Source organism: Variovorax sp. V118 (assembly GCF_041154445.1).
GTDB lineage: Bacteria > Pseudomonadota > Gammaproteobacteria > Burkholderiales > Burkholderiaceae_C > Variovorax > Variovorax boronicumulans.
On the sequence record NZ_AP028663.1, the window covers coordinates 838,051 to 858,031 of the forward strand.

At 68.5% G+C, this 19,981-nt stretch carries 23 protein-coding genes; 11 read left to right on the forward strand and 12 right to left on the reverse strand.

Annotated features, from left to right (window positions below):
• The first annotated feature begins 12 nt into the window (after nucleotides 1-12).
• On the forward strand, nucleotides 13-363 hold the full coding sequence (locus ACAM52_RS03845) for a hypothetical protein (RefSeq protein ID WP_369646171.1): 351 nt from the start codon (nucleotides 13-15) through the stop codon (nucleotides 361-363).
• 42 nt (nucleotides 364-405) lie between these two features.
• Here the strand turns inward: ACAM52_RS03845 and ACAM52_RS03850 are convergent, their stop codons facing one another.
• The gene (locus tag ACAM52_RS03850) at nucleotides 406-1,707 is read right to left on the reverse strand and encodes a D-amino acid dehydrogenase (protein ID WP_369646172.1); all 1,302 of its coding nucleotides are present in this window, start codon (nucleotides 1,705-1,707) and stop codon (nucleotides 406-408) included.
• A gap of 128 nt (nucleotides 1,708-1,835) precedes the next feature.
• On the opposite strand from ACAM52_RS03850, the gene ACAM52_RS03855 reads away from it, so the two are divergent.
• From ACAM52_RS03855 to ACAM52_RS03865, 3 genes are read left to right on the forward strand one after another with little or no spacing between them, the layout of a single operon-like run.
• A complete protein-coding gene (locus ACAM52_RS03855; RefSeq protein ID WP_062473326.1) occupies nucleotides 1,836-2,303 on the forward strand; it encodes a winged helix-turn-helix transcriptional regulator in 468 nt (155 codons plus the stop codon).
• Nucleotides 2,300-2,779 carry an N-acetyltransferase family protein gene (locus ACAM52_RS03860; RefSeq protein WP_369646173.1) on the forward strand — a complete coding sequence of 160 codons (480 nt, stop codon included), beginning with the start codon at nucleotides 2,300-2,302 and terminating at the stop codon, nucleotides 2,777-2,779. The genes ACAM52_RS03855 and ACAM52_RS03860 overlap by 4 nt, the downstream gene beginning before the upstream one ends.
• Nucleotides 2,780-2,809: 30 nt before the next feature.
• The gene (locus ACAM52_RS03865; protein WP_062473329.1) at nucleotides 2,810-3,211 is read left to right on the forward strand and encodes an OsmC family protein; all 402 of its coding nucleotides are present in this window, start codon (nucleotides 2,810-2,812) and stop codon (nucleotides 3,209-3,211) included.
• 13 nt (nucleotides 3,212-3,224) lie between these two features.
• On the opposite strand, the gene ACAM52_RS03870 is transcribed toward ACAM52_RS03865, so the two are convergent.
• Complete coding sequence (locus ACAM52_RS03870; RefSeq protein WP_062473331.1) at nucleotides 3,225-3,578, reverse strand: helix-turn-helix domain-containing protein; 354 nt, start codon at nucleotides 3,576-3,578, stop codon at nucleotides 3,225-3,227.
• A gap of 127 nt (nucleotides 3,579-3,705) precedes the next feature.
• Here ACAM52_RS03870 and ACAM52_RS03875 point away from each other — a divergent pair, with 127 nt between their 5' ends.
• Nucleotides 3,706-4,584 (forward strand): NAD(P)-dependent oxidoreductase, encoded by an 879-nt coding sequence (locus ACAM52_RS03875; protein ID WP_095950513.1) that lies wholly within the window; start codon nucleotides 3,706-3,708, stop codon nucleotides 4,582-4,584.
• 3 nt (nucleotides 4,585-4,587) lie between these two features.
• Here ACAM52_RS03875 and ACAM52_RS03880 read toward each other — a convergent pair whose 3' ends face one another.
• Nucleotides 4,588-5,724, reverse strand: coding sequence for an alpha/beta fold hydrolase (locus tag ACAM52_RS03880; protein ID WP_369646174.1), 1,137 nt, complete (start codon nucleotides 5,722-5,724; stop codon nucleotides 4,588-4,590).
• A 166-nt stretch (nucleotides 5,725-5,890) separates the two neighbouring features.
• Between ACAM52_RS03880 and ACAM52_RS03885 the strand changes: the two genes are divergently transcribed.
• The 3 genes from ACAM52_RS03885 (at nucleotide 5,891) to lpxO (ending at nucleotide 8,991) form a co-directional block, all read left to right on the forward strand.
• Complete coding sequence (locus ACAM52_RS03885; RefSeq protein WP_062473337.1) at nucleotides 5,891-6,574, forward strand: response regulator; 684 nt, start codon at nucleotides 5,891-5,893, stop codon at nucleotides 6,572-6,574.
• The gene (locus ACAM52_RS03890) at nucleotides 6,571-8,001 is read left to right on the forward strand and encodes a HAMP domain-containing sensor histidine kinase (RefSeq protein WP_307694715.1); all 1,431 of its coding nucleotides are present in this window, start codon (nucleotides 6,571-6,573) and stop codon (nucleotides 7,999-8,001) included. Before ACAM52_RS03885 ends, ACAM52_RS03890 begins: the two co-directional genes overlap by 4 nt.
• 93 nt (nucleotides 8,002-8,094) lie before the next feature.
• Entirely contained in the window at nucleotides 8,095-8,991 is an 897-nt protein-coding gene (gene lpxO, locus ACAM52_RS03895; protein WP_159275736.1) for a lipid A hydroxylase LpxO, read from the forward strand.
• 10 nt (nucleotides 8,992-9,001) lie between these two features.
• On the opposite strand, the gene ACAM52_RS03900 is transcribed toward lpxO, so the two are convergent.
• Nucleotides 9,002-9,694: a phosphatase PAP2 family protein gene (locus tag ACAM52_RS03900; protein WP_223301405.1), complete on the reverse strand. Its 693-nt coding sequence runs from the start codon at nucleotides 9,692-9,694 to the stop codon at nucleotides 9,002-9,004.
• A gap of 132 nt (nucleotides 9,695-9,826) precedes the next feature.
• Here ACAM52_RS03900 and ACAM52_RS03905 point away from each other — a divergent pair, with 132 nt between their 5' ends.
• Genes ACAM52_RS03905 through ACAM52_RS03915 form a run of 3 tightly spaced genes read left to right on the forward strand, consistent with a single transcriptional unit; the run spans nucleotide 9,827 to nucleotide 12,093 of the window.
• The gene (locus tag ACAM52_RS03905; RefSeq protein WP_062473345.1) at nucleotides 9,827-10,507 is read left to right on the forward strand and encodes a response regulator transcription factor; all 681 of its coding nucleotides are present in this window, start codon (nucleotides 9,827-9,829) and stop codon (nucleotides 10,505-10,507) included.
• The gene (locus ACAM52_RS03910; RefSeq protein ID WP_095950874.1) at nucleotides 10,504-11,856 is read left to right on the forward strand and encodes a HAMP domain-containing sensor histidine kinase; all 1,353 of its coding nucleotides are present in this window, start codon (nucleotides 10,504-10,506) and stop codon (nucleotides 11,854-11,856) included. Before ACAM52_RS03905 ends, ACAM52_RS03910 begins: the two co-directional genes overlap by 4 nt.
• Nucleotides 11,857-11,871: 15 nt before the next feature.
• A complete protein-coding gene (locus ACAM52_RS03915; RefSeq protein ID WP_062473346.1) occupies nucleotides 11,872-12,093 on the forward strand; it encodes an oxidoreductase-like domain-containing protein in 222 nt (73 codons plus the stop codon).
• Here ACAM52_RS03915 and ACAM52_RS03920 read toward each other — a convergent pair.
• The 8 genes from ACAM52_RS03920 to ACAM52_RS03955 all read right to left on the reverse strand — a co-directional run bounded on the left by ACAM52_RS03920 (nucleotide 12,090) and on the right by ACAM52_RS03955 (nucleotide 19,981).
• Complete coding sequence (locus ACAM52_RS03920) at nucleotides 12,090-13,520, reverse strand: hypothetical protein (RefSeq protein ID WP_369646175.1); 1,431 nt, start codon at nucleotides 13,518-13,520, stop codon at nucleotides 12,090-12,092. The two genes, ACAM52_RS03915 and ACAM52_RS03920, sit on opposite strands and share 4 nt — an antisense overlap.
• 10 nt (nucleotides 13,521-13,530) lie before the next feature.
• Nucleotides 13,531-14,349, reverse strand: coding sequence for an aminoglycoside phosphotransferase family protein (locus ACAM52_RS03925; protein ID WP_369646176.1), 819 nt, complete (start codon nucleotides 14,347-14,349; stop codon nucleotides 13,531-13,533).
• Nucleotides 14,349-14,825 (reverse strand): nucleoside deaminase, encoded by a 477-nt coding sequence (locus ACAM52_RS03930; RefSeq protein ID WP_159273291.1) that lies wholly within the window; start codon nucleotides 14,823-14,825, stop codon nucleotides 14,349-14,351. The genes ACAM52_RS03925 and ACAM52_RS03930 overlap by 1 nt, the downstream gene beginning before the upstream one ends.
• Before the next feature lie 11 nt (nucleotides 14,826-14,836).
• A complete protein-coding gene (locus ACAM52_RS03935) occupies nucleotides 14,837-15,607 on the reverse strand; it encodes an ABC transporter permease (protein WP_095746348.1) in 771 nt (256 codons plus the stop codon).
• A gap of 10 nt (nucleotides 15,608-15,617) precedes the next feature.
• Nucleotides 15,618-16,478, reverse strand: coding sequence for an ABC transporter ATP-binding protein (locus ACAM52_RS03940; RefSeq protein WP_369646177.1), 861 nt, complete (start codon nucleotides 16,476-16,478; stop codon nucleotides 15,618-15,620).
• The gene (locus ACAM52_RS03945; protein WP_369646178.1) at nucleotides 16,478-17,512 is read right to left on the reverse strand and encodes an ABC transporter substrate-binding protein; all 1,035 of its coding nucleotides are present in this window, start codon (nucleotides 17,510-17,512) and stop codon (nucleotides 16,478-16,480) included. The genes ACAM52_RS03940 and ACAM52_RS03945 overlap by 1 nt, the downstream gene beginning before the upstream one ends.
• Before the next feature lie 155 nt (nucleotides 17,513-17,667).
• Nucleotides 17,668-18,666 (reverse strand): TRAP transporter substrate-binding protein, encoded by a 999-nt coding sequence (locus tag ACAM52_RS03950; RefSeq protein WP_369646179.1) that lies wholly within the window; start codon nucleotides 18,664-18,666, stop codon nucleotides 17,668-17,670.
• Nucleotides 18,667-18,715: 49 nt separating this feature from the next.
• Complete coding sequence (locus ACAM52_RS03955; protein ID WP_062473357.1) at nucleotides 18,716-19,981, reverse strand: TRAP transporter large permease; 1,266 nt, start codon at nucleotides 19,979-19,981, stop codon at nucleotides 18,716-18,718.

Genomic DNA, 19,981 nt, shown 5'->3' on the forward strand with positions numbered 1-19,981 from the left:
GAAGGACGCCCCATGCCCGTGCTCGCCGTATTCGATGGCCAGGCCAACTGGCGCGACACGCACGTGTGCGACGGCTGGATCAGCGACCACCTCGCGCGCCACGGCGTGCGCTGGGGGCGCGGCGAGGCCGACGGCCAGCGCGTGCTCGACAGCGCGGGGCTGTTCTATCTGCCGACGGCGCAGGGGTATCTGGGGCTGTTGGTCGAAGGCGGGGAGTGGGTCGCCATTCCCGCCGATGCGCCGCATTTCTTCGATGCGGGCGAAGCCGCTTCACTCGACGGGCTGCCTGCCGCGTTGCCGCGCTTCGAGGCCTTTGTCGAAGAGGTGCTCGCGATGACGGGCAACGACGCGAGCGACGAGTAAGTCAGCGCGGGCCCGGGCGGCCCGTCGCCTCCCAGGCGTCGGTCAGGCCGGCGCCGTCGTCGGGTTCGGGCGCGCCGAACGCGACGGCCCTTGCGTGTAGCGGTCCATCGCCAACCCGTCCGTGCGGATCTCCGGCCGCTGGCCCGTCACGAGGGCCGAGATCAGCTTGCCCGAGCCGCAGGCCATGGTCCAGCCCAGCGTGCCGTGGCCTGTGTTCAGGAACAGGTTGGGGTAGCGCGTGGCGCCGACGATGGGCGTGCTGTCGGGCGTCATCGGGCGCAGGCCGGTCCAGAAGCTGGCGTTGGGCAGGTCGCCGCCCGGGAACAGGTCGCTCACCACCTTCTCGAGCGTGGCGCGGCGCGCCGGGTTCAGGCGCAGGTCGAAGCCACCGAGCTCGGCCATGCCACCCACGCGGATGCGGTTGTCGAAGCGCGTGACGGCCACCTTGTAGGTTTCATCGAGCACGGTCGATTGCGGCGCGAGCGATTCGTCGAGCAGCGGCACCGTGAGCGAGTAGCCCTTGACCGGGTACACGGGAATGTCGAGGCCCAGCGAGGCGATGGCGGCGCGCGAGTAGCTGCCGAAAGCCATCACGTAGCGGTCGGCCGTGAGGATCTTGCCGGCACGCGTGCGCACGCCGGTGATGCGGCCGCCGTCGGTCTCGAGGCCGTCGATGGTCTGGCCGAAGCGGAAGTCCACGCCCAGGCCGCGTGCGATCTCGGCGAGGCCGCGCGTGAACAGGTGGCAGTCGCCGGTTTCGTCGTTGGGCAGGCGCAGGCCGCCCGTGAGGCGGTCGCGCGCGCCGGCCAGGCCGGGCTCGACGCGCGCCAGCGCGTCGCGGTCGAGCAGTTCATAGGGCACGCCGCATTCCTCGAGCACGGCGATGTCGCGCTGCACCGCGTCGAGCTGCGCCTGCGTGCGGAACAGCTGCAGCGTGCCGCCGGTGCGGTGCTCGTACTGCAGGCCGGTGTCGGCGCGCAGTTGCTGCAGGCAGCCCCGGCTGTATTCGGCCACGCGCATCATGCGTTCCTTGTTCACGGCGTAGCGCTCGGGCGAGCAGTTGCGCAGCATGGCGGCCATCCAGCGCAGCTGGAACAGCGTGCCGTCGGGTCGGATCGACAGCGGCGCGTGCTTCTGGAACATCCACTTGATCGCCTTCAGCGGAATGCCGGGCGCGGCCCACGGCGTCGAGTAGCCGGGCGACACCTGGCCGGCGTTGCCGAAGCTCGTTTCCTCGGCCGCGCCGGCCTGCCGGTCGAGCAAGGTGACTTCGGCGCCGGAGCGCGCGAGGTAGTACGCCGTGGTGGTGCCGATCACGCCGCCGCCGAGAACGATGACTTTCATGGTGTATCCGCTGATCTGAATGGAATGATGTGAATCTAAAGTGCACAATGCAGTGGATTCCATTGTTTTTAGGTCTTTTGCCGTGAAAATCGCTGCCGAAAACCGTCCAAGGCCCCGCGCGGAGTGAAATGCCCGAACTCGACCGAATCGACCGCAAGATCCTCGACCTGCTGCAGCGCCAGGGCCGCATTTCCATGACCGAACTGGCCGAGCGCATCGGCCTGTCGGCCTCGCCCTGCGCCGAGCGCGTCAAGCGCATGGAGCGCGACGGCGTCATCACCGGCTACCACGCGCACGTGTCGCCCGAGGCGCTGGGCAAGACGCTGCTGGTGTTCGTGGAGATCAAGCTCTCGGCCAAGTCGGGCGACGTGTTCGACAAGGTCAAGCAGGAACTGCTGCACATGCCCGAGGTGCTCGAATGCCACCTGGTGTCGGGCAGCTTCGACTACCTCGTGAAGGCGCGCCTGAGCGGCATGAGCGAGTACCGGCACCTGCTGGGCGACATCCTGAAGAAGCTGCCGGTGGCGGCCGAGTCGCACAGCTACGTGGTGATGGAAGAGATCAAGGAAACGCTGATGCTGGCGGTGGACCGGTGAGCGCCGGCGCTATCGTCATCCGGCCCTGGCGCCTGGCCGACTTCGACGCGGTGAAGGCGATCCTCGACGACACCTTCGCCAGCACCTGGCTGCCGCAGCTCACGCCCGAGGCCGCGAAGGCCTATGCCGACAGCGGCGAGCCCGTGGGCTACATCGACGAGAGCGGCCCGGCCTTCTTCGTGGCGGAAATCGAGGGCGAGGTGGTCGGCATGGTGCACTGGGAGCACGACTTCGTGCAGGCCCTGCACGTGCCCGCCGCGCACCAGCGCAAGGGCATCGCCCGTGCGCTCATGGCCTTTGCCGAAGCCGGCATGCGCGCCGACGGCGTGGCGCAGGCGCGGCTGGAGACCGACACCTTCAACACGCAGAGCCAGGGCCTGTATGGCGCGCTCGGCTACCGCGAGGCCGGCCGCTACCCCGACCTCGAATGGCACAGCGGATTCACGACCATCCTGTATGTGAAAGACTTGGCCTGAGCTTTCTTTCCCCCCTTCAAGGACATCGGCATGACCCTCTCGATCCGCCGCGACGGCACCACCGGCACGCGCCACATCCTCAAGATCCGTAACCACGAGATCCCCGTCGATGCCTCGCCCGCGGGCGGCGGCAGCGACGGCGGTGCCGAGCCGCACGACCTGTACGACGCGTCGCTGGCGGCCTGCAAGGCGCTCACGGTGCTGCTCTATGCGCGCCGCAAGGGCATTCCGGTGGAAGACATCGAGGTCGTGGTCGACCGCGACGACAGCGAGGAACGCAAGGGCATCTACCGCTTGAAGTCGGGCCTGCGCCTGACGGGCGAGCTGACCGAGGCGCAGCGCGACGAGCTGCTGCGCGTGGCGGGCAAGTGCCCGGTGCACAAGCTGATGACCGAGGTCAAGACCGAGATCGAAACCGGCTGGGCCGACTGAACGCGCTGCGTTCCTACTTCGCCGCTTCGGCCTGCTTGCGCGCCGCCGCCACGCGCTTGGCATAGCGGTCGCCCCAATCGGCCAGCGGCCCCAGCGCCGCATTGAGCGTGGCGCCGAGCGAGGTCTCGGAATACTCGACGCGCGGCGGCACTTCGTGGAACACCTCGCGGTGCACGAGGCCGTCGGTTTCCATCTCGCGCAGCTGCTGGATCAGCATCTTCTCGCTGACCTCGGGCAGCAGCCGCTTCAGCTCGCCGAAGCGGTAGGGCTGCAGGTGCAGCTCCCACAGGATGACGGCTTTCCACTTGCCGCCGATGACCTCGAACGCGGGGCCGATGCCGCAGTTGTAGGGCTTCTTCGCTGCCATCTCTTGCTCCTTGCGATTCCAATACTTCCCATTTGGTAAGTACCTTACTTTATCGTAGGTACTTGACCATGTGGAAGTGTAATTTCTACCATGCAGGCGTCATCAACCACCACTGCATCGGATTGCCATGAGCAACACCAACAAGGAAGTTTCGGTTCTGGGCCTGGGCGCCATGGGCGTCGTCATCGCGCGGCTCTTTCTCGACCAGGGCTACAAGGTCACGCTGTGGAACCGCACTGCCGACAAGGCCGACGCGCTGGTCGCCCGCGGCGCCGTGCTGGCGCGCAGCGCGGCCGAGGCCTTGCGCGCGAGCCGCATGGCCGTGATGTGCGTGTACGACTACCGCGCCGCCGACGCGATCTTCGCGATGGACGGCGTGGCCGCCGCCATGGACGGCCGCTTGCTCGCACAACTCACCACCGGCAGCCCGAAGGACGCACGCGAGGCCGAGGCCTGGGCGCACCGCCACGGCGCCGCCTACCTCGAAGGCGCGATCCAGGCCGCGCCGGACCAGATGGGCCGACCCGACACGCCGCTGCTGGTGTCGGGTGCGCAGGCCGTGTTCGCCGAGGCCGAGCCCTTGCTGAAGGTGCTGGCGGGCGGCATCGTCTACCTCGGCGAGAAAGCCAGCGCCGCCGCGGCCATGGACCTGGCCACGCTGTCCAGCATCTACGGCACGATGCTCGGCTTCCTGCACGGCGCGCGCATTGCCGAGCACGAAGGCTTCGACGTGGCCGAGTACGGCCGCATCGTGGCCGGCATCATGCCGACCTTCGCGGGCTTTCTTCAGCACGAGGGCGCGGTGATCCAGTCGGGCGACTTCGCGATCACGCAGAGCCCGATGCGCATCTCGGTCGAGGCCACGCAGCGCATCCTGCAGACCGCGCAGGAGGCGGGCATCAACACCGAGTTCCCGGCCTTTGCCGCGGGCCTGTTCCGGCGCGCCGATGCGGCGGGGCTTGGCGGCGAGGAACTGGCGGCGCTGATCAAGCTGCTGCGCAAGTAAGGATCAGGCCCAGCGCATCGACTGGATCGCGCGCACCACCTCGGCCTCGCGCTCCATGAAGAAGTCGGTGTGGTTGCAGTGGTCCAGCGTGAGCCGGTGCGAGGTCTGCAGCGCGGCGGCCAGGCGGTCGGCGTCGGCGCGGCGCACGCGGCGGAAGATGCGCAGGAAGTCGGCGGCGTCCTGGCCGGTCTGCGCGTCGAGCGGGCGTTCGAGCCAGGGGAACAGGTCGCGCTGGTCGAACGGCAGCGCGGTCACCACCAGCGCCGGCGCGCGCACCGGTCGGTAGTCGGGCGAGAAGCGGTGGGCCGCGGTGTCCATCGCGGTTTCCACGGCGTCGGGCGTGTTGGGGCGCACGCTGCCGTCGGCCAACTCGTCGAGCGCGTCGCGCAGGTTGGCCTCGAGCGCCGGCCACCAGTTCTTGGACTTGCGCCGCAGGTACGCAATGGCCGCCTTCATCGAGCGGCCGTCCTCGGGCGTGGGCGCGGGCTCGTCGAGCCGGCGGTTCAGCGGCGGGTCTTCGCCGCCGGTGTCGGCGTCCTTCGTGTAATCGAAGGTGGTATCGAGGTACACCAGGCCGCGCACCCGCTCGGGAAAGCGGCCCGCGAAGCGCGTGAGTTCGTTGCCCGCGATCGAGTGGCCGCCGAGCACCACGCGCGTGAGGCCGAGCGCATCGCACAGCGCGGCCAGGTCGTCGACCAGCGTGTCGACCTCGTAGTGCTGCGTGGCGCTCTTCACCGGCAGCGGCTTGTCCGACAGGCCGTAGCCGCGCCGGCTCACCGCCAGCACGCGCGAGGCGGCGCCGGCCGCGACCAGCGCGGGCGCCAGGCTGTCGAAGCAGCGCGCGTTGCCGCCCAGGCCGGCGAGCAGCACGAGCACGGGACCGCCGTCGTCGCTGCGCTGCCAGTCGCGCACCTGCAGCGAGACCTCGGGCGTGGTCGACACTTTCACGCGGCGGTCGGTGGCCGCCACGGGAGGGTCGTTGCCGATGGGGGCAGGGCCGGCGTTGCCGCCACCACCGCCGCCGCAAGCCGCCAGCCCGGCCGCGCTGCCCAGGAGCACGGCGCGCAGCAGGTCGCGGCGCTGGAAGTGAAGCGGGTTCGCCCAGTGGGGGCGAACCGTGGAAGGTGAGGGGCGAGGCACGTCGATGCTCCAGGCAGGAAGAAGAAAACAGGAGCCTTGCAGTGTGGGCACGCCGCCTGAAGAAGCCCTGCAGCCTTCATGAAGGCTTCCTGAAGCGCAGCGACGGGGTGTGGCAGATACTTCGGCCACTTCCCGGAACCGGGCTTGTTCGCTTGGAATCCTTCCCATGAATCTTTTGCTTGTTGAGGACGATCTTGATCTTGGCAATGGCGTGCGCATTGCGCTCGCCAACCAGGGCCTGGACGTGGTGTGGGTCCGCCGGCTCGACGACGCCTTGCGCACCCTCGACAACGGCGCCTTCGACATGGTGCTGCTCGACCTCGGCCTGCCCGACGGCGACGGGCTCGACCTGCTGCTGCGCCTGCGCCGCACCCGCCAGATCCTGCCGGTGCTGGTGCTGAGCGCGCGCGATGCACTCAACGACCGCCTGCGCAGCCTGGACGACGGCGCCGACGACTACCTCGTGAAGCCTTTTGCACTCGCCGAGCTGCTGTCGCGCGTGCGGGCCCTGGCGCGCCGCAGCTACGGCTTCAACGACGAGACCATCCGCATGCGCGGCCTGGCGTTGCACGAGCCCACGCGCGGCGTGATCGTCGATGGCGAGCCGGTGGAGCTGTCGCGCTGCGAGTTCGACCTGCTGGCGCTCCTGCTCAAGCGCACCGGCCGCGTGGTCACGCGCCGCGTGATGGAAGAGCAGGTGCTGCCCGGCGGACAGGCCAACGGCAGCAACTCGCTCGAGGTGCACATCTCCAACCTGCGCAAGAAGATCGGGCAGGGCTACATCCGCACGGTGCGCGGCATCGGCTATGTGATCGACACCCAATCGCTGGTGCGGAGCCCGTCGAAATGATGCGCCAGCTGGCGCGCGGCTGGAAGAACTGGAACCAGCCGTCCCTGATGCGCCGCCTGCTGGTGGCGCAGATGGCGGTGGTCGCGCTGCTGTGGACCTCGGCCGTGGGGCTGCTGCTGTACGACTCGTACAAGGACCCGGGGTTGCTCCGGTTCACCAGCATCTTCAAGGCGGCGATTTCCATTGCGCAGAAGCTGGAGGACCAGCCCGAGCGGCAACGGGAGGCGCTCGAGGCCTTCGACGCCGCGCTCATCGAGGCGCTCAGCGACGGCGACGAAACCACGGAAGCCCTGGCGGTCATGCAGGTGTGGCAGCACGGCAAGCTGATCTACAACTCGCGCGCCGGTGTGCCCGTGCTGCTGAACTCGGTGCCCGACCGCAACGAGACCGTGGTCGCGGGCGGCCGCGAGTGGCGCGCGCGCACGATGGCCTCGCCCATCGCCGACACCCGCGTGGTGCTGGCCGAGCCCAGCGTGTGGCGGCTGGCCGTCACCGTGCTGTCGCGCGGCTACTACCTGCTGCCGCTGGTGATCAGCCTGCCGTTCCTGGTCTTTCCGGCCTGGCTGTCGGTGCGGCTGGCGCTGCGTCCGTGGCGCCAGGTGAGCCGCGAGACCGCCGAACGCGGCCCCGACGACCTGACGCCGCTGTCGTACACGCCGCCGCACAAGGAGCTCAAGCCGATGGTGCAGAGCATCAACAGCCTGCTGCTGCGGGTGCGCGACAGCACCACGCGCGAGCGCAGCCTGATCGCCGACGCGGCGCACGAGCTGCGCACGCCGCTGGCGGCCATGCGCGTGAACGTCGAGGCGTTGAAGGAGCAGAGCAGCGACGAAGGCCAGCGCGAACTCATGGCCAACCTGCTGCGCAGCAACGACCGCGCGGCGCGGCTGGTGGGGCAGCTGCTGCAGCTCATGCGCAGCGACGCGGTGGCCACCAACGCGCTGCCCGTGATGCTGTCGCTCGACGGGCTGGTGCAGGACCGGCTGGCCATGATCGAGGGCCTGGCGCGTGCGCGCGGCGTGGAGCTCGAACTGGTGTGCGACGACGCCGTGCCGGTGCTCGGCGAGCGCGAGAGCCTGGTCTCGATGATCGACAACCTGATCGACAACGCGATCAAGTACAGCCCCTGCGGCGCCACCGTGACGGTGCACGTGGCGCGCGAGGGCGCGCGGGCGCTGCTGACCGTGGCCGACACGGGCCCGGGCATTCCGCCCGCGCTGCGCGAGCGCGTGTTCGACCGCTTCTTCCGCAACCCCGACCAGACGCAAAGCGGCAGCGGGCTGGGCCTGGCCATCGTCAAGTCGGTGGTCGACCGGCACGGTGGCGACGCGGTGCTGGGCGAGGCCCCAGGCGGCGGCCTGCTGGCCACGGTGCGGCTGCCGCTGGCGCAGGCCGACGTGCCGCAGCCCCTGCTCGTCGGCGCCTGAGCCCGGGGGGAAAGGCCCCGGCCGGGCCTGTTTCGGGGCAAGGATTTACACTAGCCGGCTCCCCCGGCGCTCGTCTACAGGACACTTTCACCAATGAAGTGGGTCATTCTTGCCATCTTCGTGCTCAGCGCACTCTACGTTCACTTCCGCGGCCAGGTCCGGCACAAGTTCTTCAGACAGCTCTCTGATCACTCGACCTTCCTGGCGCCGCTGAACGTCTTCATGTACCTTTTCTCGAAGGTGCCCGGTACGCCGTACCTGTCGCCCGCGCAGTTCCCCGAGATGCGCATCCTCGAGGAAAACTGGGAAGTGATCCGCGAGGAAGCGCTGGCCATGCGCAACGGCGGCAGCATCAAGGCCTCGAGCCAGTTCAACGACGTGGGCTTCAACTCCTTCTTCAAGAGCGGCTGGAAGCGCTTCTACCTGAAGTGGTACGACGATGCGCACCCCTCGGCCGCCGTGCTGTGCCCGCGCACCACCGAACTGCTCAAGGGCATCGGCACCATCAAGGCCGCGATGTTCGCCGAGCTGCCCCCGGGCAGCCGCCTCGTGCGCCACCGCGACCCGTTCGCCGGTTCGCTGCGTTATCACCTGGGCCTGTGGACGCCGGGCGTCGAAGGCTGCTACATCGACGTCGACGGCCAGCGTTACCACTGGCGCGACGGCGAGGCCGTGGTGTTCGACGAGACCTACATCCACTACGCCGAGAACACCACCGACCACGACCGCGTGATCCTGTTCTGCGACATCGAGCGCCCGCTGAAGTACCGCTGGGCCAGCGCCGTGAACCGCTGGTTTGCGAAGAACCTGCTGGCTGCCGCCGCTTCGCCCAACGATGCAGGCGACAAGACGGGCGGCCTGAACCGTGCCTTCAAGTACATCTACCAGATCCGCGTGGTCGGCAAGCGCCTGAAGGCCTGGGACAAGCGCGCGTACTACCTCGTGAAGTGGACGATCTTCGGCGGCCTGGCGCTCTGGATTTTTTGGTAACCGACGGCGCTCACGCCTCGGCCAGTATCAAACGGGCACGCGGCGCGCGCCGCCAGCACACCAGGCCCGCCAGCAGCACACCGCCGAGCACGTCGAGCAGCACGTGCTGGCGCGTGGCCAGCGTCGAGTAGACGATCCCCGCGGCCCACAGCACGTTCACCCATTGCGTCCACGCGGGCGCCTGCACGCTGCGCAGCTGGCGGCCGAGCCACACGGCCGCGAACACGGCGAAGGCCACATGCAGCGACGGGAAGGCATTGCCGCCCGCATCGGCGCTCTTGAGGAACTGCAGCGCCGGGTACTGCGACCAGTCGATCGCGAAGCTCGGCACCACCGTCGGAAAGCACCAGAACACCGCCAGTCCGATGGCCGCCATGAGCGCGGCGCCGCGTGCGCAGGCCCACAGCTCGGCCTTGTTTTTCGTGAAGGCCGGGGCGAGCGAGATGTAGAACCACAGCGAGCTGTACAGCAGCATCGCGTCGTCGCTCACGTCCACCCAGTGGTCGATGGCGGTGAGCGGCATCACGGTCGGCACCGAGGGCGGGTGGTGCATCACCCAGAAGTACAGGACGAAGAAGCCCGAGATGCCGAGCGTGGTGCCGATCATCTTCACAACCCACAGCGTGGCGAAGCGCTGCCCCAGCGCCAGGTGCCAGGGCGTGACGGGGAGGGCGGCGGGGTTCGGGCGGGAGGGCAGCGTCACCGGTGCGCTTTCAGGAGAGGGAAGCGCCACAGCGTAGGCGCATGCATTGCGTGAACATTGCGTTACCTGCATGGTGCGCCGCAGGGGCTCTCTAGAATGGCCGGCCTGTCCGGTCCTACCCCCATCCCCCGAATGAGAATCCTGCTTGTCGAAGACGAAGCCGACCTGGCGCAGGCGCTCGCGTCGGCGCTGCGCCAGAACCAGGCGGTGGTCGATGTGGCGAGCTCGCTGCGCGCGGCCGAGGAGGCTGCGCTCGGCGCGCCCTACGACGTGGTCGTGCTCGACCGCGGGCTGCCCGACGGCGACGGCCTCTCGCTCGTCGCATTCCTCGCGCAGAACCACATCGCCTGCGCCGTGCTCGTGCTCACCGCCATGACCGACGTGGCCGAGCGCGTGCTGAGCCTGGACGGCGGCGCCGACGACTACCTGGCCAAGCCTTTCTCGATGGACGAGCTGCTGGCCCGCGTGCGCGCGCTGGCACGCCGCCCCGCGGTGCGCGCCAACTTCATCATGACGCTCGGGCAGCTGCGCTTCGACCACCACACGCGCCAGGCCCATGTGGGCGAGGCCTGCCTCACGCTGCCGCGGCGCGAGCTGCTGGTGCTCGAGACGCTGCTCGAACACCGCGGCCGCACCGTGCTGCGCGAGGCCCTGCAAGACCGCGTGTACGGCCACAAGGACGACATCCAGTCGAACGCGCTCGACACGCACGTCTCGCGCCTGCGCTCCAAGCTCGACAAGGCCGGCGCGCAGGTCGAGATCCATGCGATCCGCGGTGTGGGCTACCTGATGTGCGCGCCGCAGTCGGCATGAGCCTTAGCTTGCTTTCGCTGCGCTGGCGGCTGATCTGGAGCCTCATCCTCTTGCAGGTGGTGGTCGGCCTGCTGGTGATGGGCGGCTTCCTCGGGCTGGCGTGGGCGTTGGGCCGCGTGGTCGACGAGACCGGCCACGAGACGGTGGCCTCCATCCAGCGCGCCTTGATGCGCGGCGCCGATGGCCAGCTGGTGGTCGAGCCCACGAGCGCGCTGCGGCGGCTGCAGAAGGCCGACCCGCAGTTCTGGTTCATCGTGCGCGACCCGCGCGGCGTGCAGCTGCGCCACGGCGAGGTGCCCCCCGCCTACCTGCGACTGCTCGACGCGCTCGACGACACCGAGCGCGTGGCCATCGACCCCGAGAGCGACGGCACCCGCCCCAAGGCCCGCTTCGAGCGCATCGAATCGCGCGCCGGCCCGGTGGCCGTGATGGCGCAGACCGGCGGCCCGCTCACGGTGGAGAACACGCTCAAGGGCACCGGCATCGCTTTCCTGTTCCTGGTGGCACCGATGGCGCTCGTCACCTGCCTGGGCGTGATCCTGGCGACGCCGTTCGTGGTCAAGCGCGGCCTGAAGGGCGTGGTGGCCACGGCGGAGCATGCCGAGGGCATCGACGTGCACGAGCGCACCACGCGCCTGCCGCTGGCCAACGTGGCCAGCGAGATCCGTCCGCTGGTCAATGCGGTCAACCGCGCCTTCGACCGGCTCAATGAAGGCTACGACCGGCAGGAGCGCTTCCTGGCCGATGCCGCGCACGAGCTGCGCACGCCCATCACCACGCTGCAGATCCATCTCGAAGGCCTGCCCAACGATCCGCTGAAGATGAAGCTCATGCAGGCCTCGGCGCGGCTGGCCACGCTGGCCGAGCAGCTGCTCGACCTGCAGCGCCTCGACCACGGCCTGTCGCTGGACCAGCAGGTGGAGCTGAAGTCGCTGTGCGAGCGCGTGGCGGCCGACATCGCGCCGCTCGCCATCCGCAGCCGCTGCACGCTGTCGGTCGATGCACCGCAGCCGCTCACGGTGCGCGGCGACGCGCCTTCGCTCGAACGCGCGCTCACCAACCTGATCCAGAACGCCATCGAGCACGGCGGTCCGGGTTGCGACATCCAGGTGCGGCTGTGCGAGCCCTCGTGCATCGAGGTGCGCGACTCGGGCCCCGGCATTCCCGAGGCCGACCGCGAGCGCGTGGTGGCGCCGTTCCACCGGCTCGTGCCGCGCGGACGCGGCGCCGGGCTGGGCCTGCACCTCGTGGCCGAGGTGGCGCGGCTGCATCGCGGCCAGCTGAGCATCGGCTCGAGCGAATCGGGCGGCGCGAAGATGCGGCTCGAACTGATGAACCTCGAGGCCTGAGAAGACCCGCCCACCATGAACGCCATCGACCGGCTGCCCGAACCCACGAATCTTGCCGGCGCGCAGGCGCTGATCGCGCGCGTGCAGGCGATGCTCGATGCCGAAGGGGTGGCGATGCGCGCGCCGCCGCCGGAGCCCACCACCTGCTGCGGGCGCGGCTGCAATGGGTGCGTGTGGGAAGGGTGGCTGGCGGCGGTGGCTTATTGGCGGGATGAGGCGTCGCTGCTGCTGGGTTAGTAGATGCGGGGCCGCAGCACCTTGATTGTTTCCGCACCCGCCAGATGGTCGACAAAAAGATGCTCTGCGAAAAGGTAGCGCCCCACCACGCTGCGCAGATCAGGTGACTCGCACACCGTCACGGTCTCATGGCGCTCGGTGTACATGAGTTGGAAGGCCGGACCTTCCTTCAGCATGTAGAAGCAGCCATCGCTGCTGATGCGCTCGGTCCTGATCTTGCCTTCGTACCAGCGGGTGGCCATCGCGTGGTCGACCAGCGCCTCAGCGTCGATGGTGAATACCGCTCGGCACTCGTCGGGTGTGAAGTCGTCGCGAAGTGCCGTGCCGTCTTCGCCGTTGTAGGCCTTGTGGATCAGGTCCGATGCCGCGTTCAGCAGCAAGGCGTCGAGTTGCGCTTGGCGGTCCGGGGGCTGCGCTATCTGGTAAGGAGTGATCAGGGGAGGCGTGGCGAGGCTGGCGATGTAGAAAGGCTCGGTGCCCGCTTGCATGCTGGCGGACAACGTCAGATACCAGCGCTCTTGTGCCTTGCGCGGCGCCTGCCGCGTCGCCGTCACGGTGCCGGCATAGTGCACGCAGCGTTCGCCTGTGCCGATGAGCGTCGACGGAATGCAGTCGGCAGTGCCCGCGCCCCATGCCTGGTCCCTGACCGACCAACGGCCATCACTCTTGCCGTTCACCGTCTGGACGAACAGGTGCGCGAAGATCTCGGGCGGTGGCTCCACGGGTTGATGGCCCACTGACGCCGGCACCGTGGCGTCCACGCGAAACGCCAACGGCTCACCGATGCGAAAGCGTTCGTCGCGACGGACGTCGATGGCGTTCAGGGCCTGTCGCGGAGTCACCGAAGGTCGGATGTGGCGGTACGCGGCCACCAGCGTCAGCACACCGAAGACCGGAAACACCGGCAGCCCTATCAGCAGCCACAGAAGGTTCCAGCCACCTTCCAAGGACCAGCGCAGCGCGTTGAAACCGAAGGCGGCAAAGAACCCCAGGACCGCGACCGAGATCAGCGCGCTGATCCAGTGAACGACCCGGCTCTGCGAGTGATCGTCGGCCTCCGACGGCGGAGCCGGAGACGTCCACGCCGTGTCATGCCGCTGCACGATGCGCGGCAGGCCGATCACGCGCGGATCGGGCAGCGGCGTCCAGAAGCTGTCGTCCTGCGCGGCCAGCGCGATCGTGCGAACGCCATCGCGGTGTTCCAGCTGCAGCGAGGCCTGCGCGACGCCGTCCTGCGCCGCGTCTTCAAAGCTCAGAGGACGCGCATCGGGCACGCGGTGGTAGCGGCGCTTCTCGACATCGACGATCAATGCGTCTTCACCCGCTGATGCCGCGTGAAAGCGCTCGTCAGAAGACGCAAGGCCTTCCGATATCGGCAGCGCCAGGACCCGCGCAAGGACGTTGAGGTAGGAGTGAGGGCGAGACATGCGTCCGAATCTAGCCGGCGATCCCGAGCACCGCAGCCGCCAGTTTCGCCACCTCCAGCGTGCTCCCGGGTGCCTCGCCGTCTTCCAGCATCCACACCGACGACAGCCCCGCCCAAGCCAGCACCCACTGCAGCAGTCGGCGCCGCTCGATGCCCGTGGCCTCCGCGATGACCTCGATGCGGCGCGCGAAGCGTCCCGGCGCCAGCGCGCTCTCGCCGTCCGGGTTGCACAGGATGTTCGCGTGCTCGAAGCCGCGCTCGCCGTGCAGGCCCTTGGGGTCGATGGCGAGCCAGCCGGCCGGGCCGAAGTCGAGCACGTTGCCGTGGTGGATGTCGCCATGCAGCACGACCACCTCGCGCGGCGCCGCCAGCAATTCGCGTGCGGTGCGCGCGCTGTGGTCGAAGACGCCGCCGTGCGTGGCCGCGCCGGCCCACAGCGATTCGAACCAGCGCGAGAGCGGCACCAGCGTCGGGGGCGGCGGCGTGTCGCGCGGGGCATGCAGGCGCGCGGCGGCGGCGCACAGGATGCGCGTGGCCTCGTCGTCGCGACCGCCGTGAACCAGCTGCGCGAGCGAGCCAGTGCCTTGCGCACGCACCATCAGCAGGGCTTTGCCGTCATGGGCCAGCACGGGCGCGGCGCCGTCGCCGTTCCACCAGGCCATCAGCAGGCTGCCCGCCTGTTCCTCGGCCTCGTGCGACACCTTGAGCATGGCCGCCACGCCCTGCTGGCGCACGGGCAGCAGCGTGCCGCTCAGCGAGGTGAAGGCCTCGCCGTCGGGTGTGAGGTTCCAGCGTTCCAGGTAAGGCGCGAACACGCCGTGCGGGACCACTAGCGCGATTCCCAGAACCCCCGGTGCGTGGCGATCATCTCGTCGGCCACCTCGGGCACGGGGCCGATCACCTCGACGGGTTTCTGTCCGCGCGCGAAGACCTCGCGGCAGGGCAGGCTCAGCGTCGGGTTCTCGGGGTGGTCGCCGGTGAGGGCGAGCAGCGCCGATTCTTCCGCGCCGTACACGATGCGCCCGATGTTGGCCCAGTAGCTCGTGCCCGCGCACATGGCGCAGGGCTCGAAGGTGGTCACCAGCGTGCACTGCCACAGGTACTCGGGCGGCCAGTTCTGCGCGGCGTGGCGCGCGAGCGTGGCCTCCGCGTGGTGCACCGTGTCGATGTTGCCCTGCTCGGCGAGGATGGTCTCGCCGTCGGGTGCGACGAGCACGGCGCCGAAGGGGTGGCGGCCCATGGCCATGGCGCGTCGCGCCACGGCGTCGGCGCGACGCAGCGCGCGGGTGATCTGTTCGGGGGTCATGCCCCCATTATTTATGCGTTCTGCGAGCCGCGGTGCGCCCAGCCGGTGGTGTGCTTCTCGATGAGGCTGAAGAGTTCGTACATGATCATCGCCATCGCGCCCACCACCATCAGGCCCGCGAAGGCCAGGCCCATCTGCATGGCCGAACCGGCCGAGATCAGCAGGTAGCCGATGCCCTCGTTGGCGGCGGTCATCTCCGACACCGTGGTGCCGACGAAAGCCAGCGTGATCGCCACCTTCAGCGAGCCGAAGAAGTAGGGCATGGAGCGCGGCAGGCCGATCTTGACGAGCACGTCCCAGCGCTTGGCACCCAGCACGCGCAGCACATCTTCCAGCTCGGGTTCGAGCGTGGCCAGGCCGGTCGCGATGTTCACCATGATCGGGAAGAAGCTGATCAGGAAGGCCGTGAGGATCGCCGGCCCGATGCCGATGCCGAACCACACGACCAGGATCGGCACGAAGGCCGCCTTGGGCAGTGCGTTGAAGGCCGTCATGAGCGGATAGATCGCCGCATAGGCCAGGCGCGAGCTGCCGATCACGAAGCCCAGCAGCACGCCCACCACGATCGCCAGGCCGAAGCCCGCCATCGTGACCCAGAAGGTGCGCCACGCGTGGCCCGCGATGATTTCCTTGAACTCCCAGAACTGCTCCCAGATGCGCAGCGGGCTCGGAAAGATGAAGTCCGACACGCCGAAGCCCGCGCAGATCACCTGCCACAGCAGGAGCACCGCCACGAGCAGCAGCCACGGCGACCAGCGCTCGAGTTGTTTGGTGTTTTTCATCGCCGCCTCCTCAGTGCGCTGCCGCCGCCGCGGCGGAGGTTGTGGTGGCGTTGCCGCGGATGGCGCCGATGTGGCCGCGCAGTTCGAGCACGATGTCGGTGAACTCCTTGGTGTAGGTCAGCTCCAGCTCGCGCGGGCGCGGCAGGTCGATCTCGCGCTTCACCACGAAGCGTCCGGGGCTCTTGCTCATCACGTACACCGTGTCGGCCAGGAACACCGACTCGCGCAGGTCGTGCGTGACCAGGATCACGTTGAACTGCTGCTCGGTCCACAGGTCGCGCAGGATGCACCACAGCTCTTCGCGCGTGAAGGCGTCGAGCGCGCCGAAGGGCTCGTCCAGCAGCAGCATCTTGGGTTCGTGGATGAGCGCGCGGCAGATGCTCGCGCGCTGCTGCATGCCGCCCGAGAGCTGCCACGGGAACTTGTCCTCGTAGCCGCCCAGGCCGACCTTCTGCAGCAGGCGGCGGGCACGCTCTTCGTATTCCTTGCGCCTGGCCTTGAAGTTCGAGCGGTAGGGCTCGACGATCTCCAGCGGCAGCAGCACGTTGTCGACCGTGGTGCGCCACGGCAGCAGCGAAGGCGCCTGGAAGGCCATGCCCGAGATCTTCAGCGGCCCGGTCACGGGCTGGCCGTCGATGCGGATCTTGCCCATCGAGGGCATCTTCAGCCCCGTGGTGAGCTTCATGAAGGTCGACTTGCCGCAGCCCGAGGGGCCGACGATGGCGATGAACTCGCCGCGCGTCACCTTCAGGTCGATGGCCTCGACCGCGAAGTGGTTGGCGCGCAGCAGCTCTTCGTTGTAGGCGAGCCAGACGTCCTGGAAATCGACGAAGGGGGCGGCCGCGTCGGGTGTCGTTGCGCTGGCCGCCATCACTTGCGCAGGATTCCGCTGAGCTCGGCCGCGGGCGGGAGCATGGCCGCAGTCCACACGGCGCCGGGGCTCACGCGCGTCTTGGTGTTGAAGGCATCGGAGACCTGCGAAGCCATGAGCGACATGCGGCCCGCGTTGACGGCGCCGAAGCCGTCGGTGCGCGCGTCGGCGCTGTTGATGACGGTGTCGATGGCCAGCTGCAGGCGGCGCGTCTCGAGCTTGCTGTCGATGATGCCGTCGCGCGCCTTCACCGACTCGATGCCCAGGGCCGGGTTGGCGATCACTTCCTTGGCGCCCTTGGCAAAGGCCGAGAGGAACTTCTTCACCGCCGCGGGGTTGTCCTTGAGCAGCTTGGGCGAGGCAATGATGACGTTGCCGTACAGCTTCACGCCGTAGTCGGGGTAGGGCAGGATCACCACGTCGGCCGCCTTGGCGCCGCGCGCTTCCAGGTTGAGCAGCGAGGTGAAGGTGAAGCCCGTGATGGCGTCGATGTCGCCGCGCACCAGCATGGTCTCGCGCAGCGTCGGGTCCATGGCGGTCCAGTTGACGGCGCCGATGTTGTTGGCCTTGGCGAAGATCGGGAACGCGCGGCGGCCGGCGTCGAACACCGGCGCGCCGAGCTTCTTGCCGGCGAGGTCGGCCGGCTTGGTGATGCCGCTCTTCTTGAGCGCCATGACCGAGGCCGGCGTGTTGTTGTAGACCATCATCACGGCGACCGGCTTGTTCGGGCTGTCGGGGTTGTTGGCGTGGAACTCCATCAGCGCCGCGAGGTCGGCAAAGCCCATGTCGTAGGCGCCCGAGGCCACGCGCGTCACGGTGCCGCCCGAGCCGTTGCCGGCGTCGATGGTCACGTCCAGGCCGGCGGCCTTGAAGTAGCCCTTGGCCGCGGGGTGCAGGAACAGCGCGGCCGGTCCTTCGAAACGCCAGTCGAGCTGGAACTTGATCGGCGTCGGGCTCTGGGCCATGGCCGAAGACAGGCCGAAGCTGAGGGCCGAGGCGGCGAGGAAGGACTGGATCAGTTGACGCTTGTTCATGCGGGTTCCGTGAATGTGAATGCTTCGGCATTCAAGCAAAAACGGTGCCCGCACGCGATTGGTGCGAACCCTTCCGGTGAATCACCGAGGTGCGTGGCCCGCCCAGGGCGTGTGCGGCGTGCACCGCGCCTGGGAATCCGGGCCGTGGACCCCCGTCAGAGCGTCGCGCCGATCTTGCGCAGCTCGGCAATCTGCGGCGCCTTGGGCAGCCAGACCTTGTCGAACTCGGCGATCACTGGCGCGGGGTTGTAGTTGCTGGCGCTCTTGATCGCGATGCCGCTGGCCTTGAACTTGTCGATGAGGCCCAGCTCGGTGGTCACGATGTCCTTGATCTGCGCGTCGAGCTGCTGCTTCACGAGGTCGGTGATGAGCGCCTTGTCCTTCGCGTCGAGCGTCTGCCAGATGCGGCCCGACACCAGCGGTGCGAAGGGCATGAACAGCGCGTTCATCGGCAGCAGCGTTTTCGAGACGCGGTCGAAGCGCTGGTTCCACGAGAACTCGATGTCGGCTTCGAGCCCGTCGACCTGGCCGTTGGACATGGCGTCGAACACGCCGGGCGTGGGAATGGGCGTGGGCGCGGCGCCCAGCAGCTGGTAGAAGTCGCGGTACACCGGCGTGGGGTTGATGCGCAGCTTCATGCCCTTCAGGTCGGTGGGCGAGGCGATGTCCTTGGTCGCGAACACCACGCGCATGCCGGTGATGCCCCAGCCCAGGCCGATGGTGCCGGTCTCGCGCGGCAGCACGTCGAGCAGCTTGAGCGCCGCGGGCGTGCGCACGAGCGAGGCGACGTTCGTGGTCGAGCGCACGAGGTAGGGCGCGTTGATGGCCGCCACGCTCGCCACGCGCGAGCCGAGCTCGGCGGCTTGAATCCAGCCCATGTCGAGCGCGCCCGACTGCAGCTGCTGCATCATGGCCGACTCGTTGCCGAGCTGGCCCGAGTGGAACACCGTGGCGCTCAGGCGGCCGTCGGTGGCTTTCTTCAGCGCTTCGCCGAAGCTCACCGCGGCGCGGTTCCACGAGTGGCCTGCGGGCGTGATGAGGCCCAGGCGGAATTCCTTGGCGGCGGCGGCACGCGACACGGTGCCGAAGAGGGCGGTCGACGCGGCGGCGGTGCCGGCGGCGGCCTGGACGAACTGGCGGCGAGAGAGGGGCATGCGAAGCTCCTGTGGGGTGAGGTGAAGGAACGGGAACGCGGATCAGCGCTTACTTGATGAGCGCCAGGGACAGACTCGGGAACAGCGACAGCAGCACCAGCGCCACGCAGCAGATCAGGAAGAAGGGCAGCGTGACGATGAACATCTTTCCGGGCTTGGCCCCGGTCACCGCCGACGCCACGAAGAAGCTCAGCCCCACCGGCGGCGTCATCAGCCCGAGCACGAGGTTGATGACCACCACCACGCCGAAGTGGCGCGGGTCGATGCCGTAGATCTCGGTCGCGATGGGCAACAGGATCGGCACGGTCATGATGAGACCGGGAATGCCGTCGATCACGGTGCCGATCACCAGCAGGATCACGTTCACCAGCAGCAGGAAGGCGATCGGGTCCTTGGCCACGGTCTGTATCCACGCGGCCGTGGCCTGCGGCACCTTGCCGTAGATCAGCAGCCACGAGAACACCGCGGCCGCCGCCACCAGGAACAGCACCACCGCCGAGTAGATCGCCGACTTCAGCAGGATCTGCGGAATCATCGCGAAGCGGAATTCCTTCGTCACGTAGCGCCCCACCAGCACCGCCGCCACCGCGCCCACCGCCGCCGATTCGGTGGGGTTGGCCAGCCCGCCGAGGATCGAGCCGACGATCACGATCGGAATGAGCAGCGTCGGGCAGGCCGTGAGGATCGTGTGCAGCCGCTGGCGGGCAGTGCGCTTCTCGGTGCGCGGGTAGTTGTAGATCACGCCCATGCCGGCGATCACGATGAAGAACAGCACCGTGAGGATCACGCCGGGGATGATCCCGGCGATGAGCATGTCGCCCACCGCCACCTGCGCGAGCACGCTGTACACCACGAACATCACCGAGGGCGGAATGATCGGGCCGAGCATGCCGCCGTACACCGTGATGCCGGCGGCGAAGGTCTTGTCGTAGCCCTGCTTCTCCATCTCGGGCACCATGATCTGGCTCATGATCGCCACCTGCGCGGTGGCCGAGCCGATGATCGACGACACCAGCATGTTCGCCAGGATGTTCACGTAGGCCAGGCCGCCTTTCACCGAGCCGATGAAGGCCAGCGCGAGGTCGACCAGCCGGCGCGTGATGCCGCCGCCGTTCATGATCTCGCCGATGAGGATGAACAGCGGAATCGCAATGAGGCTGTAGCTGTCGACGCCGCCGAACATCTGCACCGGGAACGACTGGAACAGCACCGTGTCGCCCGAGTTGAGGATGTAGACGATGCCCGACAGGCACAGGCAGGCACCGATCGGCACGCCGACCAGCATGATCAGCAGGAAGAAGGCAGAGGTCAGCAT

Bases quoted from the DNA above. Each gene is read 5' to 3' on its own strand.
- ACAM52_RS03870 (WP_062473331.1), bottom strand. From the start codon at position 3,578: ATGGCAGCGAAGAAGCCCTACAACTGCGGCATCGGCCCCGCGTTCGAG.
- lpxO (WP_159275736.1), top strand. From the start codon at position 8,095: ATGAAGTGGGTCATTCTTGCCATCTTCGTGCTCAGCGCACTCTACGTT.
- ACAM52_RS03845 (WP_369646171.1), top strand. From the start codon at position 13: ATGCCCGTGCTCGCCGTATTCGATGGCCAGGCCAACTGGCGCGACACG.
- ACAM52_RS03920 (WP_369646175.1), bottom strand. From the start codon at position 13,520: ATGTCTCGCCCTCACTCCTACCTCAACGTCCTTGCGCGGGTCCTGGCG.
- ACAM52_RS03875 (WP_095950513.1), top strand. From the start codon at position 3,706: ATGAGCAACACCAACAAGGAAGTTTCGGTTCTGGGCCTGGGCGCCATG.
- ACAM52_RS03905 (WP_062473345.1), top strand. From the start codon at position 9,827: ATGAGAATCCTGCTTGTCGAAGACGAAGCCGACCTGGCGCAGGCGCTC.
- ACAM52_RS03850 (WP_369646172.1), bottom strand. From the start codon at position 1,707: ATGAAAGTCATCGTTCTCGGCGGCGGCGTGATCGGCACCACCACGGCG.
- ACAM52_RS03930 (WP_159273291.1), bottom strand. From the start codon at position 14,825: ATGACCCCCGAACAGATCACCCGCGCGCTGCGTCGCGCCGACGCCGTG.
- ACAM52_RS03935 (WP_095746348.1), bottom strand. From the start codon at position 15,607: ATGAAAAACACCAAACAACTCGAGCGCTGGTCGCCGTGGCTGCTGCTC.
- ACAM52_RS03890 (WP_307694715.1), top strand. From the start codon at position 6,571: ATGATGCGCCAGCTGGCGCGCGGCTGGAAGAACTGGAACCAGCCGTCC.
- ACAM52_RS03865 (WP_062473329.1), top strand. From the start codon at position 2,810: ATGACCCTCTCGATCCGCCGCGACGGCACCACCGGCACGCGCCACATC.
- ACAM52_RS03945 (WP_369646178.1), bottom strand. From the start codon at position 17,512: ATGAACAAGCGTCAACTGATCCAGTCCTTCCTCGCCGCCTCGGCCCTC.
- ACAM52_RS03855 (WP_062473326.1), top strand. From the start codon at position 1,836: ATGCCCGAACTCGACCGAATCGACCGCAAGATCCTCGACCTGCTGCAG.
- ACAM52_RS03955 (WP_062473357.1), bottom strand. From the start codon at position 19,981: ATGCTGACCTCTGCCTTCTTCCTGCTGATCATGCTGGTCGGCGTGCCG.
- ACAM52_RS03940 (WP_369646177.1), bottom strand. From the start codon at position 16,478: ATGGCGGCCAGCGCAACGACACCCGACGCGGCCGCCCCCTTCGTCGAT.
- ACAM52_RS03910 (WP_095950874.1), top strand. From the start codon at position 10,504: ATGAGCCTTAGCTTGCTTTCGCTGCGCTGGCGGCTGATCTGGAGCCTC.
- ACAM52_RS03885 (WP_062473337.1), top strand. From the start codon at position 5,891: ATGAATCTTTTGCTTGTTGAGGACGATCTTGATCTTGGCAATGGCGTG.
- ACAM52_RS03915 (WP_062473346.1), top strand. From the start codon at position 11,872: ATGAACGCCATCGACCGGCTGCCCGAACCCACGAATCTTGCCGGCGCG.
- ACAM52_RS03950 (WP_369646179.1), bottom strand. From the start codon at position 18,666: ATGCCCCTCTCTCGCCGCCAGTTCGTCCAGGCCGCCGCCGGCACCGCC.